General features: G+C 57.1%; 14 protein-coding genes. 7 read left to right on the plus strand and 7 right to left on the minus strand.

Annotated features, from left to right (window positions below; genetic code table 11):
* Positions 1–4: 4 nt before the first annotated feature.
* The 6 genes from WCO56_13850 (at position 5) to WCO56_13875 (ending at position 7,052) form a co-directional block, all read left to right on the plus strand.
* Positions 5–2,527 (plus strand): hypothetical protein, encoded by a 2,523-nt coding sequence (locus tag WCO56_13850; GenBank protein ID MEI7730653.1) that lies wholly within the window; start codon positions 5–7, stop codon positions 2,525–2,527.
* A 266-nt stretch (positions 2,528–2,793) separates the two neighbouring features.
* Complete coding sequence (locus tag WCO56_13855; protein MEI7730654.1) at positions 2,794–3,405, plus strand: hypothetical protein; 612 nt, start codon at positions 2,794–2,796, stop codon at positions 3,403–3,405.
* 81 nt (positions 3,406–3,486) lie between these two features.
* A complete protein-coding gene (locus WCO56_13860) occupies positions 3,487–3,786 on the plus strand; it encodes a hypothetical protein (protein MEI7730655.1) in 300 nt (99 codons plus the stop codon).
* 256 nt (positions 3,787–4,042) lie between these two features.
* Positions 4,043–5,635, plus strand: coding sequence for a sialate O-acetylesterase (locus WCO56_13865; GenBank protein MEI7730656.1), 1,593 nt, complete (start codon positions 4,043–4,045; stop codon positions 5,633–5,635).
* A gap of 107 nt (positions 5,636–5,742) precedes the next feature.
* Positions 5,743–6,222 (plus strand): hypothetical protein, encoded by a 480-nt coding sequence (locus WCO56_13870; GenBank protein ID MEI7730657.1) that lies wholly within the window; start codon positions 5,743–5,745, stop codon positions 6,220–6,222.
* Between the two features lie 218 nt (positions 6,223–6,440).
* Entirely contained in the window at positions 6,441–7,052 is a 612-nt protein-coding gene (locus WCO56_13875; protein ID MEI7730658.1) for a hypothetical protein, read from the plus strand.
* Positions 7,053–7,733: 681 nt separating this feature from the next.
* On the opposite strand, the gene WCO56_13880 is transcribed toward WCO56_13875, so the two are convergent.
* The 3 genes from WCO56_13880 to WCO56_13890 form a co-directional block, all read right to left on the minus strand.
* Positions 7,734–8,654 carry a dihydrodipicolinate synthase family protein gene (locus WCO56_13880; GenBank protein MEI7730659.1) on the minus strand — a complete coding sequence of 307 codons (921 nt, stop codon included), beginning with the start codon at positions 8,652–8,654 and terminating at the stop codon, positions 7,734–7,736.
* 53 nt (positions 8,655–8,707) lie between these two features.
* Positions 8,708–9,949: an MFS transporter gene (locus WCO56_13885; protein ID MEI7730660.1), complete on the minus strand. Its 1,242-nt coding sequence runs from the start codon at positions 9,947–9,949 to the stop codon at positions 8,708–8,710.
* Between the two features lie 184 nt (positions 9,950–10,133).
* Complete coding sequence (locus WCO56_13890) at positions 10,134–11,309, minus strand: AGE family epimerase/isomerase (protein MEI7730661.1); 1,176 nt, start codon at positions 11,307–11,309, stop codon at positions 10,134–10,136.
* Positions 11,310–11,581: 272 nt separating this feature from the next.
* Here WCO56_13890 and WCO56_13895 point away from each other — a divergent pair, with 272 nt between their 5' ends.
* The gene (locus WCO56_13895; protein ID MEI7730662.1) at positions 11,582–11,956 is read left to right on the plus strand and encodes an oligopeptide/dipeptide ABC transporter ATP-binding protein; all 375 of its coding nucleotides are present in this window, start codon (positions 11,582–11,584) and stop codon (positions 11,954–11,956) included.
* A gap of 55 nt (positions 11,957–12,011) precedes the next feature.
* Here WCO56_13895 and WCO56_13900 read toward each other — a convergent pair whose 3' ends face one another.
* The 4 genes from WCO56_13900 to WCO56_13915 all read right to left on the minus strand — a co-directional run.
* On the minus strand, positions 12,012–14,264 hold the full coding sequence (locus WCO56_13900) for a right-handed parallel beta-helix repeat-containing protein (GenBank protein ID MEI7730663.1): 2,253 nt from the start codon (positions 14,262–14,264) through the stop codon (positions 12,012–12,014).
* A 46-nt stretch (positions 14,265–14,310) separates the two neighbouring features.
* Positions 14,311–14,697: an HIRAN domain-containing protein gene (locus WCO56_13905; GenBank protein MEI7730664.1), complete on the minus strand. Its 387-nt coding sequence runs from the start codon at positions 14,695–14,697 to the stop codon at positions 14,311–14,313.
* Positions 14,684–15,517 carry a J domain-containing protein gene (locus WCO56_13910; GenBank protein ID MEI7730665.1) on the minus strand — a complete coding sequence of 278 codons (834 nt, stop codon included), beginning with the start codon at positions 15,515–15,517 and terminating at the stop codon, positions 14,684–14,686. The genes WCO56_13905 and WCO56_13910 overlap by 14 nt, the downstream gene beginning before the upstream one ends.
* A 91-nt stretch (positions 15,518–15,608) precedes the next feature.
* On the minus strand, positions 15,609–16,719 hold a 1,111-nt coding region (locus WCO56_13915), incomplete at its 5' end, for a hypothetical protein (GenBank protein MEI7730666.1).

Here is a 16,719-nt window from a genome sequence, read left to right on the forward strand (position 1 = left end):
ACCTGTGAAATCCATTACGTTTTATCTTTCATACGCAGTGATGCTGCTGACGGTGCAGGCAGCGGAACGAACATTCGTGCAAGTACGCGAATCGAATCGCGTGGTATCCGTGGAAAACCGCCTGGTGCGCGTCAACTACGACCTGGCCAAGGGTACCTATAGCGCTACGGATAAGAAACGCGACCGCGTGATTATTGCGAATGCCACGACCAAGCTTGACCAATTTTCATCGGCGGGAGCTGAGAATACGTTTGTCGTTGAACCGCTCAGTGATGCGCTGGGCATGGGACGGTCGATATTAATCACCAGCAAGGTGTCCGGCGGCCCGAAACTATTGTTGCAAATCTCCCTCTATGACGAGCGTGGCTTTATCACACTCGCCGCCGGATTGGAAAATACCACGGACAAGGTCATTCAACTCCGGGACATTACGACGCTGGATGGCGAAGCCTTCGCCGGGTTTGAAACGCAGACCCGCTACAGCACGTTGGATGGATTCAGCGGCGGTGCCAAGACATACGTCGCGCATGACGGACGCAAACGGAAAAGCCTGAACAATCTGCTGGTGACTTTTGGCAATCCCGGCGTAAACCGGTCACTCGTGGTGGGCGGGCTGAGCTACGAGGAGTTTGAAAAGTACGCCGAGCTAGAGCGCGGTCCCAAGGCGTTGGCCGTCCGGCTATTCGCCAATGATCCAGTAGGCAAGCGGATTGATCCCGGCACGCGTTACCTGGTGGCCAAGGACCGGTTCTATGTGGACTTCATGATCGACAACCCGTTTGACGCGCTGGAGGCGTACGCCAATCAGGTTCGGCTGGCGCAATCCGTGGTGCTGCCGGTATGCCGGTTCCCGATTGTGGATACCTGGTTTGCCCAAGTGCCGCATTTCGGCGGGGGCGAAGATCGCGCCGGTTATCGCGCGCAAAACGATTCGGTTGGCGCGGTGGAGGAAATGGAATGCGTGGTGCGGAGCGGCTTTCTGAAGTACGCACCGGTAGCCGTGCTGATCGAGCCGGACCTTTACGATCCCCACAACCAGCAAGGATGGTGGGACGATGAGCATTGGCAACGCGGGCCAAGTAACCGGGCCAAGAACGCCGGGAACTGGGTTAGTTCACACGGCCAGTTTGTGCCGCCTTACGAAACGGCCCGGAAATGGGCGGGCGCCGTCAAAGCGTTGGGCGGCATCCCGATGATTTATATCCAGACTGGATTCCGTTCGCAGGATTACGCGGAAAAATTTCCCGGCCACATGCTGCACAACGAGCCCAACGCGCCGCATCTCAACGAAAAGGGGGAGCAGCTTTACCGCGACAAGGAGAAGAAACAGCCGCGCAAGCTGGGCTACGATTACACCGATCCCGGTTTCATCACTCACGTCCGCGAAGTCTGGGAAAACCTGCGGTTGGCTGGCGTACAGGGCGTGAAGTTCGATTATCCCGACTTCCCTTTCACCGGCTGGCCCACGCGCGGCGGCATGGAGGACCCCTACGCCACCACCGCGATGCATTATCGCAACATCTTCCGCCTGGCCAAAGAGGGACTCGGCCCGGATTGTTACCTGCATGAACGGGCCTTGGATCGCGGTTCGGATGTTACGCTGGGCCTGGTTACCTCGCAGCGCACCGAGGGCGACACCGACAACGTTGATCCCACCATGATCTCGCGTGTCGGGCTGCGCTGGTATAAAAACCGAAACATCCTGAACTATGACATGGATGGCAAAAACCCTTTTCATGCCGTGCCGGCAAACCGCGATGGACAGCGCGCCATGCTGACGATGTCGTACGTGGCCGCTGGCACCCTGATGATTGTGCCGAGCTTTGGCCGCATGACCGCCGATCAATTGCATGACCTTTCCCGCCTATATCCGTTCCATGCCAACCGCCAGAGTGCCCGGCCCGTGGACGCCTTCACTAGCACATGGCCGCACATCTACGACTTCAAGGTTAATTCACACTGGCACCAGCTCACGTTTTACAACACCGATACCACGAACAGCGCCACGGTAGCGGTGGATTTGGCTGGTGACACTGCGTTTGGAGCACTCGGGCTCGATCCGGCAAAACACTATTACGTTTACGACTTCTGGAACGATGCCCTCCTGGGTAAATTTCCCGGCAAACAACGCTTGGAACAAACACTGCGCCCTGGTGAGGCAAGGATGATGTCCATTCACGAGGTCGAGGCGCATCCGCAATTTCTCTCCACCGATCGTCACCTCATGCAAGGATATGTGGACCTGCTGGGTTGCGATTGGGATGAGGCCAAGAAGCAATTGCGTGGCGTAGCCAATGTGGTTGGTGGTGAACCTTACCTGATCATCCTCGCCACCAATGGGCAAAAACCAGCCGCTGCGACGGTGGACGAAACCATTGAGAAGGATATTGTCAAATCGGGGCTGGCTCCCGTCAAGAGTAAGGCCGCACTCCGACCGGTGGCCGGCAAACCTGACCTCATCGAGTTGATTCTCGAACGCTCTGCCAACGGGCCAATCGCCTGGACCATATCTTTTCAAACGCCATGACCGGAAAACTGCTTTTCCTCTTCGTGTAATTGCCCGCGTACGATTCGCCGGGCAAAAGCGATGACTGAGCCACCCTGCGCGAATCCATGCTGGTGACGCTGCAAACCGTGACCAACACCGCGATGGTCGTGACCATTGATCATGGAGAAATAGCAGGAAAATCACCCTTGCTTCCTTAACGGGGGTGGGCGTAGGTTTCCAATCATGAATCGTGAGCCAAAAGTCATGCGCCTTTACTGCAAGGCGACCTGTGAACATCAACTTCTATGAGAATCATGCTTCAATACTTTGCTGGTCTGGTCTGGCTTGTCGCCACGAGTTGTCCGGGCGCAGACCAATCGTATTACCAAAGTTATCTGGCCTTGGTGGGCACCAACGATGAATGCCAAATCGGGTACGTTTGTTCTCCGCTTTTGTTGGATACAAATAATACCACGCCTAAACTTACCAACGAGGTGATCAACCTGCATGACAGCAATGTTCAAGGGTGCCTCGGCAAGATTTGCCTTGGAATGACCATGGACGAGGTGGTTGCTGCCTGGGGTAAACCGCAGCGGTTTTATTCCCGATGTCTCGGCGGGCGGCGTCTTGATTACTGGGACGCAATTGTGATATTTGATCCCGGCAGCAATTCGGTTTTGAAAATCATTTCCAAGCGTAATGAGAATCGCCGCTTTGAAAAGGGCCTTAGCGCGTCCTCTCCAATGGCAGACTTTATTCAAATTCTTGGCACTCCCACCAGACGTTCCGATGACCCTCCTTATTGCAATTTAATGTATGATATGCCTGCTGGGACTTTGAATCTGCATTTTTATGTGAATCTCCTTTCCAGCTTCCGCTTGGAGCGCCGGTCTGATAAACCTGTGCCAAAGCAATAATGGGAATGGGGGAATTCCTGCTTCACCGCAACGCGACCCGTGAGTGCATGAACAGTGACAAAAAACAATTTCTTATCAGGTATGGATAACACCCCGAAAAACCGGCTAAAGAACCGCTGTTACGCGATCTCGTACCTGCTCCTGCTTATGCCGGTCGCCCAACTTGTATTTCTTGCGGCCTGGCCCCGTGGGATACCCCATGCCTTCCTCATCGATAGTTGGATGGTTTCGATAGTTATCGGTTGTTTGTGCGTGTTCATCGGCAGCGGGCTCATGAGCAAGAAACCGATCGAAACTTTGGGAAACCTGGCCTTGGCGCTCCATATCACCTCTCTGGTCGTCTTGGTGGCATACGAACTTTGTAACTCCTATGACAAATGACGCATCCGGCAACGAATTGTCTTTCTTTCATTGAACCAGTTTCCCCGATCCTGCACGCACTGAAAGAATAACCCCCACTTAAAACCGCGCATTGGGCCAAAACTGGGCCTCTGGGCTTAAATCCTGCAACCTCCAGCTAAAGCGGACAAGGTCTTGTCCGGGGGAAAATTCCCCCTTGATTCCCTAACCGGGGCGGGCGTAGGGTCGCCGGCATGCAGCGTGAGCCAACAGCAGTGTCTTTACCGCAGCGCGACCCATGAGCGCATCATTGAACTCGAAGCCAATGCCATCCCGTGGCGTCTTCCGCAACATCATGACCGGAAAACTGCTTTGCCTCGCCCTTTTATTCCCGTGCCTGGCTGGGGCCACCGTTCACCTCCCCCATCTGTTCTCGCATGGCATGGGGTTGCAGCGGGATCAGCCGGTGCCGTTCTGGGGTTGGGCGGAGCCGGGGGAGAGCGTGACGGTGGAGTTCGCCGAGCAGGTGAAGCCCGTGAAGGCCGATGCCACCGGCAAGTGGCAGATCGCGCTGGATCCCCTGCCCGCCAGCGCGGCGCCGCGAACCTTGCGGATCAATTCAGCAAGCGTCACCAACGTGCTCGTCGGCGATGTTTTTCTTTGCTCGGGCCAATCCAACATGGCGATGTCCATGGAGGCCGCCCGCCGCTACCCGGGAACTGCGGAGGACATCCAGTCCACCAGCCTGCCGGCGGTGCGCTTCTTCCAAGCCCCCAACGCCACGTTCCGGGAAACGCCGCAGGAGGATGTGGAGGCCAAATGGGAACCCGTGGCGCCGGCCAACAATGCCCACCTCTCCGCCGTGGCGTTTTACTTCGCGAAATCCCTGCATGCGCACCTCCAGGTGCCGCTCGGCATCCTGCGCGCCTCCCATGGCGGCGGCTCCGCGGAGATCAAAATGCCCCGGGAAGCCCTGCTCTCCGTGCCCAGCGGCAAGAAGTTCTATGAAGATGCCATCAAGCGCGCCAGCCCGGAAAGCGTGGCGGCCCGCAACCGCATCTTCCAGGAGCGTTATGAGGCCGCCGTCCGCGATGCCAAGGCCAAAGGCGCCAAACCGCCCGAGCCGCCCAAGCCGGTTTCGGCCGTGGATGGCGGTTACCCGTGCAGCGATTGGAACGGCGTCATTGCGCCGATCATCCCCTACGCCAAGCGCGGCATCGTCTGGTACCAGGGCGAACACAACGCCGGGCGCGCCTTTGCCTACCGGGAGATTTTCCCCGCGCTGATCCGCAGTTGGCGCGCGGCCAGCGGCCAGCCGGGCCTGCCGTTCCTCTTCGTGCAATTGCCCGCCTACGATTCGCCGGGCAAAAGCGATGACTGGGCCACCCTGCGCGAATCCATGCTGGTGACACTGCAAACCGTGACCAACACTGCGATGATCGTGACCATTGACCATGGCGAGCGGGACAACATCCACCCCGCCGACAAGCAACCCGTCGGCGAACGGCTGGCCCTGGAGGCGCGGCGGCTGATCTACGGCCAACCGGTGACCGGGTGCGGGCCGTTGTACGCCAGGTTCACCGTGGATGGCGCGAACCTCGTCGTGCGATTTCGTGACACGGGCGTCTCGCCCGTGAGTCTGAGCGCGACCACCACCCCAGCCATGGGCGGGACGCCCATGCTCCTCAGCGGCTTCACGCTTGCCGGTGAAGATCGCAAATTCGTGGCGGCCACGGCGGTGATTCGTGGCAACACCGTGGTCCTCAGCAGTCCCGCCGTGCCCAAGCCCGTGGCGGCGCGGTATGCGTGGGCCAACTGGCCGCAACCCAGCCTGTTCGACGCTCAAGGCTTGCCCGCCTCCCCCTTCCGCACAGATGACTGGGAGAAATAGCGTAAAAAATCCCCCTTGCTTCCCCGTTGGGGGCGGGCGTAGGGTCAGCCGCAAGCATCGTGAGTCAAAAGCGATTGCTTATCAGTGGAAGCAGAAAGGAAAATGACATGAAAGCATGGCTATTAATCGGTCTGGTGGTTGTTTCGTCGGTTTGCATGAATGGCGCAGACCAAACGGCGAAATGCACGTTCTCGAATCAGGGTTATTCGATCGCGCCATTGGATGAAGCGCCGGCGGGCGATACGACCTACCATTGCCTGACGATGTTTATGCCGGTATCGGATGGCTTCGCCCCCAATGTCGTCGTGCAACTTCAGCGGTATACCGGAACCATCGCCGAGTATGTCGCCCTTTCAAAGCTGTCATTGGCCGCGCAAGGAATGACAATCACCAAGGAATCAGCCACGGAGACCACGGTCGTTTTTGAATACAAGGGAACGTTTAAAGGCCGACCCCTTCATTGGTACGCCAAGGCCGTCAAGAACGGCGCCAAAGTTGTTCTGGCGACCGCCGCCGCCACCGAAGGCCAGTGGAAAACCGCTTCCGAAAAACTCCTGAAGTGCGTTAACAGCGCTGAAGCCAATTAGGGCGGACCATGGATGATTTTTGGCGACAAACCGGACAAACCATTATTTATCGCGGATAAGGGGGCGGGGTGTTCACCGCTGGTCCGCCCGGAAACCAACTTTCCCGGCAGAAATCACCCTTGCTTCCTTAACGGGGGTGGGCGTAGGTTTCCAATCATGAATCGTGAGCCAAAAGTCATGCGCCTTTACTGCAAGGCGACCTGTGAACATCAACTTCTATGAGAATCATGCTTCAATACTTTGCTGGTCTGGTCTGGCTTGTCGCCACGAGTTGTCCGGGCGCAGACCAATCGTATTACCAAAGTTATCTGGCCTTGGTGGGCACCAACGATGAATGCCAAATCGGGTACGTTTGTTCTCCGCTTTTGTTGGATACAAATAATACCACGCCTAAACTTACCAACGAGGTGATCAACCTGCATGACAGCAATGTTCAAGGGTGCCTCGGCAAGATTTGCCTTGGAATGACCATGGACGAGGTGGTTGCTGCCTGGGGTAAACCGCAGCGGTTTTATTCCCGATGTCTCGGCGGGCGGCGTCTTGATTACTGGGACGCAATTGTGATATTTGATCCCGGCAGCAATTCGGTTTTGAAAATCATTTCCAAGCGTAATGAGAATCGCCGCTTTGAAAAGGGCCTTAGCGCGTCCTCTCCAATGGCAGACTTTATTCAAATTCTTGGCACTCCCACCAGACGTTCCGATGACCCTCCTTATTGCAATTTAATGTATGATATGCCTGCTGGGACTTTGAATCTGCATTTTTATGTGAATCTCCTTTCCAGCTTCCGCTTGGAGCGCCGGTCTGATAAACCGGTGCCAAAGCAATAATGGGAATGGGGGGACTCCTGCTTTTCCGTAATGCGCCCCGTGAACGCTACACCCTGTCCATCCTCCGGATTGAGGGAGCGCAATCCCGCGCCAGGTCAGGTGACGGCAGGGGATGCGCTGGAACAATTAGAATTGCGCCCCCACCGGCCAGGATTGGTGGCAGGGCCGAAGGCCCGTCATGTGATAGCCCGGGCTGAAGGCCCGGGGAAAAGCCCCCCGTCAACCGTCCCGCCCTGTAAGGGCGGCATGACCTCCGGAACACGAGGCAAAAGTTGTAGCCGATGACGTAAAAGTTGTAGCTGATGAGGCAAAAGTCATGACGGATAATGTAAAAACCATCGCCAAAACCGCCAAAATGGGCACTTCGGGGTGCATTGGACCACCCTGCCCGCCGCCGGGCATGGCCGCAACCCATTCAGGGTTGGGGATTTAACGAACCGCCTGACCCAGGGTGGCTCGTGCCTTGCGATTCTGGGCTGGAGGCCACAATTCCGTTGGAATTGCCGCCCGCATCCCGGATGGAGGCAACAATTCTGAAGGAATTGCGTCACCAGAGGCCAGGGTTGGTTGCGGGGGCGCAAGGGGGAGCAACCGTTGCTGGTTTTGCGCCCCACCTTTTCCCATCAACCCCCAAACCCACAAGCCCACCCAATCCGCAATCCGCAGTCAAAAGTTTTCTTTTTATTGAATCCATTTCCAGAAGCCGATTTTCTCCAACGCGGATTCCAATTGCTGAATTTCTTCGGCCGCCAGGTTTCCGTTCGGCAGGCGTGCGGGACCAACGGGAACCCCCAGCAACCCCATCAGCGCCTTGGCCGCGCCAAGGTAGCCGGACGGCGTGGCAACCAATGTCTTTACCAATTGCGCGCCCCGGAATTGCTCCATGCGCGCGGTGTCCAGATCCCCGGCGTTGAAGGCTTTGATGATCCGATGATAGACGGGCGCGGCGAAACAATAGCCGCTGCCGACCGCGCCTTTGGCGCCCAGGGCGAGTGCGGCCAGCATGAATTCGTCATTGCCCCAGGGCAGGTCGAACACTCCGCCAGCGGCGCGCATGGCAAACTGGTAATTGTACATGTCCACGTTGGTCCATTTGATGCCGGCCAGGTTGGGAATTCGTTCGCCGCCTTGTTCGAGAAATTCCGGCATGGCGAGACTCACCCCGGTAAGCGCGGGGATATCATAAAAATAGAAGGGCAGCGCAGGTGCGCCTTCGGCGATGTGGACGCAGCACTCCACCAGCGCGTTGACGTTGCGCGGCTTGAAATAGGATGGCGCCAGGGCGGAGATGGCGACCGCACCGTGTTTTTGCGCATGGGCGGCAAGCGTCCGGGCGTCCTCGATGCAATTGGACCCCACATGGACCACGACCTTGAGCTTGGTGTCTTTGGTGACGGCCAGCCAGCGTTCCGCAAGCAGGGTGCGTTCGATCAGTGAAAGCGAATGGCTTTCACCGGTGCTGCCGTTGATGAAGGCGGTGGTGATTTTGTTCTTGAGGAAATGCGCCGCTTGTTTTTCGACAACGGCCAGGTTGAGCGATCCATCCGCTTTGAACGGCGCATGGGCAGCCGCGACGAGCCCGTGAAGTTTGAATGATGACATGATTAATTTTGTGTTAATGGTGAAGGTTGATTGATGCGATATAAATCAGGGGTTCAGGTTTTGTCTTCGCTGCCGCAATCCCGCTGCCGGGGGCGGAGCAGGAGCATTAGAATCATGGCGAGGATGGAGGGGATGACGCAAAGCGCAAATCCCGTGGCCAGCGGCACCCCATGATCCTTAAGCCTGCCCAGCAAGGGTGTCAGGTACGCGCCGGCGGCAATACCGGCAAAATTCATCAAACCATACGCCGTGGCGCGGAGGTGCGGCGGCACGACCTGACAGGCAATGGGCATGTTGTTGGTGTCAAAAAAGCCGAATCCAAAGCCATAAAGACCGGCGCAGATCATCACCAGCCAAAAGGCCGGAGCCATCCCCATGCCCAGCAATGCCGGCACAGTGAGGAAGAGCCCCAAGGCACTGACCCAAGTGCGACCGCCCAAATGGCGTTGTGAGAGCAGGTCGGAAATCCTGCCACCGATCATCACCCCAAAAAATGAGGCGCCGGCGGTGAGGCTGGTCGCCCAGAGACCGGAATGCTTTTGATCCAATAAGAAGCGATCCTGCAATAGGGTCGGCAACCAGTTCTTGACCGCCCAACCCGGCAGGCTGGGCAGCGAAAAGCAGGCGAGCAAGATAATAAAACCGAGCCAGTGTACGTTGGAAAAATCACGCGACCCAACCGGCTGGGTATTATTGGCATTCTGATGGCTCCGGGTGTCAGTCTCATGCAGGAAGATCGCCAGCACCAGCGCATAGGCCACGCCAATGCCGCCGCATCCGGCAAACGCTGCGTGCCAGGAAATATCCTGGGCCACCCAGCCGCCCACACCACCCAGCGCCTGTCCCATATAAATCCCGCTCATGTGAATACCGACGGCCAGTGAACGCGTGGGCCCGCGGTGAAAATCTGCGATTAAAGATAGCCCGGCGGGAATATAGACTGCCTCGCTGATGCCCATGACGGCACGCAGGCAATACAGCGTGAAAAAGTCATGGGTGACGCCCATGCTTATTGTGACGGCAGACCAAACGGCCAGGCTGAATACGATGAGCCATTTACGATTAAAACGGTCGGCAAACACGCCGCTGAGGGGACTGCAGATTGCATAGACCCACATGAAGATGGCCATCAGCATGCCAAAGGTCTCGGCGCTTTTCAGCGCCGGGATATCCACCTGCATGGACAGCTTCATCGTCGCCAGCATTTGCCGGTCGAGATAATTCAATAGCGCGACCGGCCAGAGCAGGATAACCACCCGCCATGGCGAAATTTGATTTGCCGCTGAACGATTCATTCCGGATTCCATATCCAAACTTCGGGCGACCGCACCCCGCGCCGGACCTCACCAATGGGGATCACATATCCACCATTCCAGAGAACAACTGCCACGGTGGCGCGCGGTGCCGACATTCTACCAATGATGGGCCACTTGTCCAACTCCGGATTGTACTCCAGGATTTCCGACCTGAAACCTGTATTCATGCCTCTTCCAGAAGTTGCCAGCAGTACCACAGCATTCTTGGTAAATGGAATGGGCCTTTCCACAGTGAGCCTTTGAGGGTGTTGGCAGGCGTGCCATCGCGCCGGAGGTAGCCGAACCATTCACCGTGCCTGGGGTCGGCAAAATGTTTAAAGGACCAGTCGTGGACGAGTTTGTGCCAACGGGCGTATTTTTTATCACCGGTCATTCGCCAAGCCAGGAGCGTGGCAATGATGGCTTCATTGTGAGGCCACCAGAATTTCATGTCTTGCCAGTATTCCTGCACGGGCAGATTGCGGAGGTCGCGGAAATAAAAAAAGCCTCCAAATTCACGATCCCAGCCCCGGTCCCACATGCCATCCAGAATGCTCAATCCGAGCTTCGCCAGCTTGTTATCGCCACGAATCTTTGCCTCATGCAGGATGAACCATGCGCATTCGATGGCATGACCGGGATTTAACATGCGCCCGTCAAAGTGATCGTAAATCTCGCCTTTGGGTCCCACCACCTCCATGAGCGCCTTAAGCCTGGGTTTAAAGAAATCCCGTTTGATTTCATGGATGGCCCGGTCAATCCATTCCGAGCAGGTTGCTCCCAGTACCGGCACATCACCCAGGTTGGCGCGAAATTCCTGCGCCGTGACGATGGTGATCATCAACGGGGCGAGCGCCTTCATTGGGCGGGTATCTGGATTCACTTTGGCGGGAGCGTGGCCCGGTTCAAAGTTGAACTTTAGGAACATGGTAAACGCTTTGTGCGCATCCCGTTCGGCCGATTTATCACCCGTAGCCTTTGCGTAAGCGGCAAAGGCGATAGCGGCAAAACATTCGGAATACACATAGCGCCGCATGCGAAGTGGACGTCCCTCGCGCGTGACCGTAAAATACATCTTGCCGGATTCGGCATAACAATGCTGCCGGGCAAAGTTCAAGCAGCTCGCGGCGGCCTCAAGCCACTGCTTTCGTGGCTCAATGGTGTTGTATAAAGTGGCAAACATCCAGGCTGCCCGCCCTTGAAACCAGACCGATTTATCCGTATCCACTACCGAGCCGACCCGATCCAATGCCGTCATGATGCCGCCATGCTTTTTGTCCATGCCATTCTTGAGCCAGAACGGCATAACATCCTTAAGCAGGGTGTCGCGATAACAACCGATCATATCTTGCAGCTTCATCGGGTAAACGTGTTCGTGCGTAGTTTGTGTGAATTCAACGGCGGAATACAGGAAAAAATGGAGGTGCATTGTCTAATCAGGCACGTATTCGGCGGGGTGTGGCCGCGATGAGCAGGGGCGGTTGTTGTCGCTCACGAATTGGAGCGACTTTGCCAATGGCACCGGGGAACGGGTGACGCGGTGGGAGTATGACAGTTATCGCGGCTGGCGCACCAATAAGGTGTATCCCGATGGTGATAGTATCGGATACATAGATAGTCCCGCTGGGCGATTTGGCCAGTGTCAATTATTCGAATGGCACCACGCCAGTCAGCACGTTTGGCTATGACCGACGAGGGTTGGTGTACGGTGTCACCAATGGGAGTGACCGGGCCACCTATCGTTATGTTGCCGGGGTCAACTCGGCGCTTGTGCAGGATCGGATTATGAGGCATAACAATTCCGTGATCAATGCGTCTGCCAGAATTTATGACCGGCTGAATCGCTTGACGAGTCTGGTCGCCACGACGCCCTCACCGATTCATCCACCAGCGGGGGGCCCGTTTCATCTGCACTGCGCGATGGCGGAGGCGCGTTGCCGCACGGAAGTGCCGGTGTTGCGCGAACTCACGCCGGGGCACTGGGTCTCGTGCCATCTGTGTCCGTGAGATCAGTCTTCCGAAATTGCCCGTCGCGGTCTTGCTTCAGCGGGTTGGTGTTTTTTCATTCTCCCGGCAGTGATCCGGCGGCGGGAACGGTGAAGGTGCCGCGTTTGCGCGGGATTTCTGGAAGCGGCTCGCCGTACGGCACGGCCCCGGCGTCCGGCTTCTTCCCCGTCTCATAGCCCGGAAGGCTTTTGCCGGTAAGGGTAGCCAGGTCGCCAGCACGGCCGCGGGCCGGGCTATCCGCGCGCAGCCGCACATCGTGGCTTTCCGCGTTCACAAAGCCGGGATCGCCTTCGAGCCAGAGGCTGCCTCGATCAATGCCCAGTTCCGCCGCCAGATTTTTCGTTTTGCTCCAGTCGCTGCGCTGGCCGCGCCGCACGATGATGTTATTTTCCCCGTGCCAGTTGGGCTTGAGTTCAGTGCCGGACCACCAGCGCTCGCACCAAAAAATATTATTGAGAAACCAGTAGTTCGGCGTGCCGATCCCCTGCACCTTGTTATAGGTCACCGCCGAGCTGCTCGTTGAAGTATTGTGATACACGTACACCGGGGATGGATACTGGGGCACAAAGCAGCGGTAATCCTCGCCATTGTCGAAATAGATGTTGCGGTAGGCGTAGAGCGGGCCGGCCTTGATGGTCTTGATGCGGAAGCCACAGCAGGTCTCCTCCACCCAGTTGTCATGCCAGCGGCAGTTCTCGCCCGCGCCGTTGGGCTCCAAGCCATCGTCGGCCACGCGGAAGATGCGGTTGTGATGCACGTCGAGATTCCGGTTTTCGCCCACAGCCCCGGTATCTTCGATGCCGTCCCAGCCATCGTGGATGTAGTTATCGTGAATGACGTGGCCGCCTGCGGTGGCGTGGATTTCAATGCCGACGCGGTCATAGAAGCCGCCCTCCTTGACCGCCAGCCAGTTGTCCCACCAACCGATCATTTTGGGGCTGGCACCCGCATACGGATCTTGCGAAATCTCATTGAAGCGCACCGTGCAGCGGTCAGCCCCGGCACCGAGAAACACACCGTGATCGGTGATCTCGATGCGGCAGGCTTCCACGGTTGATCCAGCCGAATGCTCGACGAGTACCCCCTGCCAGGCGTAGCGGATTGTGACCCCGCGCACCACGCAACGATCCACGCCACGGATGGTGATGGCGGGAAGTCGCGGGGCAACCGTCAGCTTCAGCTTGCGCGGATCGGGGTTGCCGCGAATGCGGAGGATCAGTTCCTTACGCTTGTCCGAATACATCGTGAGGGCTTTCACGCCTTCCCAGCCCGAGGGGCCGATGCCTTTCTGGAAGATCACCGGCCAGGCCCAGTCCGGCGTGTAAATATTTTCCGGCACCACGCCAAGGGCAGCCTTGTTTTTGCCACGCGCCAATACCTTCTTCACGTTCTCCGGGTCCACGCGCCGTTCATCAAGGATCGTGACAATTTTGTCGTCTACCGTAACGGTGATCACCGGCGAAGCGAGAGCGGCCTTGTAAACTCCGGGGCCGAGGTCATCAGCCGGTTTCCATTCGAGCGCGATCGGGTCCGAGGCGTCAATGACCGCCCCGGGATCACCCTCCAGCGTGACGGGGAAATTCGGGGTCCCGCCTTCGTTGAAGCGCACGCGTTCGCGATACACACCCGGCGCGAGGTGCACGGTGGTGCCGGGAGTGGCGCGGTCCAGTGCCTCCTGGATGCGGGCAAGCGGTTCGGCTTTGGTGCCGGACGCACCACTCTTGCCCGCCAGCGAGACATACAGGTCGGTCCGTTGCGGCACAACCGCTTTCGGTTCGTAGAGCCTTACCTCAGCGAAGGAAACCCGCGCGCCGATCTGGACTTGGCCTTGCGAATACCGGCAGAGCACGGAAACGGCGGCGGCCTCCTCGGAATTAAAGGCGAGGCGCAGGGTCTCCCAGTCGGTGCCCATATTTAAACCGCCGCTGATCCGCCGGATTTCCTTGCCGGAGCCATCAAGGAGCTTGATCATCAGGAGCGCAATCCCATTGCTGCTCGCCTTAACCTTGGCTTCGGCGAGGTAGCGGGTGTTTTTTGACAGGCCCTTGACCGATTGCTCCACCGCTCCGTAGTTCGCCTGGGCTCGTTCGACGATAATGGTGAGCGCCGGTTTGTTCGCCGTCGAATTGGCCGCTGGTTCCAGCTTCCATGGTTGTGAATCCTTACCCACATTCCACCCGGCGGGCGCACCGCCGTTCCCGCGTTCCGCGAAATCGCCATTATGAAGGAGGTTGGCGGCCGGTTGGGCCACCAGCCAGCCGGGCAGGATGGAAAACAGGGCCAGGAGAATCGCAAAGTTCAGGCGCATAAATGTCATTCCTTAACGGTAATCGTGAATCATGTGTATAGCCCAGTCAAAAATCCCTCAGATAAATGCGGGCCTCCACCTTGAGCCACTCGCCAACCCAGGCTTTGGCTTCCAATTTGCCGAAGAGCAGCTTGCCGGCGTCCATCAATCGGGCCAGCGCCTCGTTCTTGGCGCGGGGCACATAGCCGAGGTGGTGACCAGCGGCGTCGAAGACCATGATCGCCAGCGCATCGTGGGGATTGTTCGCCTCGCGTTTGAGCACCAGAAAAACTCCCGGCACCAAGTCCGGTTCCACCTCCTTAATATTCCGATGACTCGTGCCCGCAATGTGGCATTCGATGAGCATGATTTCCCGTGCAAAGGGCTGGAGGGCTCCATCTTTCCCAAAGGCGCCGTGGATCAGCGCCATCAGCGTCGGATCAATTTTTGCCAAAGCATTTTCCATAAGCATCTCCAGATAACAGAATTTTCAGGTGCGCCGTCAAAGCATCGCGCTGTATCCGCAATGTCTCGGTTTGAACCTCCAACTCGCGCCGTCGGGATTCGACCCATCCGCTGTCATCCAACGTCGCCTGCAAGGTGAACGGGGGCTGGCTTTGAATCTGCTCCATTTCCTTGAGGGTGGCATGGATTTGCTTCTCCAGCGTCTGCTGGTTCTGACGAAGACGATCCAATGATTTGGGCGGTGGGGCCACGGCGGCATTTTTCTCCGCCAGCAGCGTTAACGCCCGAAGCTCCTGAATATCCGCCGCCTCATACGCTTCCTGAACCCGGGGCCAAAGCCGTTGTTGCTCGGGCGTCAAATTCGGATTCACATCGGGGTGCAATTTCTTCACCAGGGCGTAATAGAGCTTCTTCAACTCCCGACTATCTTCGGGCGATAACAAATGCTTCAACCGTTTTTCCGCCGCTTCCAGCGTTCCAACGGCTTCCGCCAAACGTTGCTGCCACTGCAAAAATTCAAGCTCCAGTTGCCCTTCGATAGCCACCAAATCCGGTTTCTCGCCCACATTCAGGCTGGCCTGCACCAGTTCCACTTGGCGCTTCAGGCGTGCATACTCTAACCGGACACGCAACAGGTCCAATTCCCATTTCCCAATCCGGGTCTGGTAAATCGCCAGCAGGTTTGGCTTCACCGTGTGGACCAGGTCGTGGGCCTCGGCCAGCAGCGCGGTCAACTCTTCGCGCAATAAACCGTTTTCTTCGGTCAATCGCCGCACCTCTGGATGAAAATCAATGTTCCCGTCGTTCATTTGAGCCAATGGTTGATATTCATCCAATGATATTGTGCCGGGCGTGCCGTACCGCGCAAGAAACTTTGAAATATTCGAACTCCATTGGAAATCACGGGGTGGGTGTCGGGATGGGCATCCGTGGCGGGGCGGTTTGCCACATGAGATCAATCTCCGCTGGAGTTAAACCATAGGCTTGATTGACCAGGTCACTGAGAGCACCTTCAAGCTTCAAGGTTTCGACAGCCAGGGCACGCGCTGGTTCGATTGTGCGAATATATTCCTCCCGCAGGGCGTGGACCCCAGCAGCGGTCAGCGGTAGTTTCTTGCCCCGAATGCGCTTCACCTCGCTCACCCAAGTATCGGAATCGAGTGAGGTTACGCTCTGGAGCTTGTTTCCGGGTTTTTCAATCATGTATTCCACACGGAGCCAGTCGAGCAACATGCGCTGGGTCTGTTGCTGGCTGGCGGTGATTTCAATTAGTCGCCGCACGTTAGTCTCCGCTGCTTGCCGCTGCTGTGGCGTTGGACGCGGGATCGACAGTCGCTCAACGTAGGGAATATCCATCGCCAGAGCTTCGTCCTTTTTGTGAGGAAAGAAGCGGAAGGAAAAAAACCACATGGTTGGCGAGTTCAGGCATGCCAGCAGCCATTGATCGGTGGTCGGTAGGATGATTGCGGCGTCGTTTACGAGCATCCCACTGTCGTCCCGAGCAATTCGCGAATGGAAAGCTATCCGTTGGATGCACAATTTTGGTCGCAAGAATTCCTGCCAGTATGCACAGGACCGCAGCTCCCACCAGTATTTCCCTTGGTCCTGCCGATTCCGTAGCCGTTCCTCCAAAGGCTTCAAGTAACCGTGCAGACTGGGATACTGGGCCTTAAACTTGGCTTCAGCCTGCTCACCAAGGTCTGCCCACGGCCAAGCCCGGTCGTTACTTGACGGCAGGACGATCATCCAAAGATTCGCCCAGTCAGGTATCCAGCGACCGATGTCCTGTCCACGCAGATAAGGACGGAGGGTCTCTTCGCAGTTTCTGTCCTCGGCAACTAATCTATTTCGCGTCTCTTTGGAAATTAGAAAGGCCTCATTCAAACCGGTTTTGATGCCATAAAGTGGCCTGAGCTGTGCAAACTCTTTCAATGGAATCCCGTTCGATCGAATTCTCTCTAGCAGCCTGTCGGACTTAACAATGCGGATTTTTTGCAGGTTTTTGAATAAA

Source organism: Verrucomicrobiota bacterium (genome assembly GCA_037139415.1).
In the GTDB taxonomy this organism is placed as follows: domain Bacteria; phylum Verrucomicrobiota; class Verrucomicrobiia; order Limisphaerales; family Fontisphaeraceae; genus JBAXGN01.

What these genes read in the sequence shown, in the direction of transcription:
- WCO56_13890 (MEI7730661.1), bottom strand. Translation starts at nt 11,309, where the DNA reads ATGAAGCTGCAAGATATGATCGGTTGTTATCGCGACACCCTGCTTAAG.
- WCO56_13860 (MEI7730655.1), top strand. Translation starts at nt 3,487, where the DNA reads ATGGATAACACCCCGAAAAACCGGCTAAAGAACCGCTGTTACGCGATC.
- WCO56_13875 (MEI7730658.1), top strand. Translation starts at nt 6,441, where the DNA reads ATGAGAATCATGCTTCAATACTTTGCTGGTCTGGTCTGGCTTGTCGCC.
- WCO56_13885 (MEI7730660.1), bottom strand. Translation starts at nt 9,949, where the DNA reads ATGAATCGTTCAGCGGCAAATCAAATTTCGCCATGGCGGGTGGTTATC.
- WCO56_13870 (MEI7730657.1), top strand. Translation starts at nt 5,743, where the DNA reads ATGAAAGCATGGCTATTAATCGGTCTGGTGGTTGTTTCGTCGGTTTGC.
- WCO56_13910 (MEI7730665.1), bottom strand. Translation starts at nt 15,517, where the DNA reads ATGAACGACGGGAACATTGATTTTCATCCAGAGGTGCGGCGATTGACC.
- WCO56_13880 (MEI7730659.1), bottom strand. Translation starts at nt 8,654, where the DNA reads ATGTCATCATTCAAACTTCACGGGCTCGTCGCGGCTGCCCATGCGCCG.
- WCO56_13900 (MEI7730663.1), bottom strand. Translation starts at nt 14,264, where the DNA reads ATGCGCCTGAACTTTGCGATTCTCCTGGCCCTGTTTTCCATCCTGCCC.
- WCO56_13855 (MEI7730654.1), top strand. Translation starts at nt 2,794, where the DNA reads ATGAGAATCATGCTTCAATACTTTGCTGGTCTGGTCTGGCTTGTCGCC.
- WCO56_13865 (MEI7730656.1), top strand. Translation starts at nt 4,043, where the DNA reads ATGAGCGCATCATTGAACTCGAAGCCAATGCCATCCCGTGGCGTCTTC.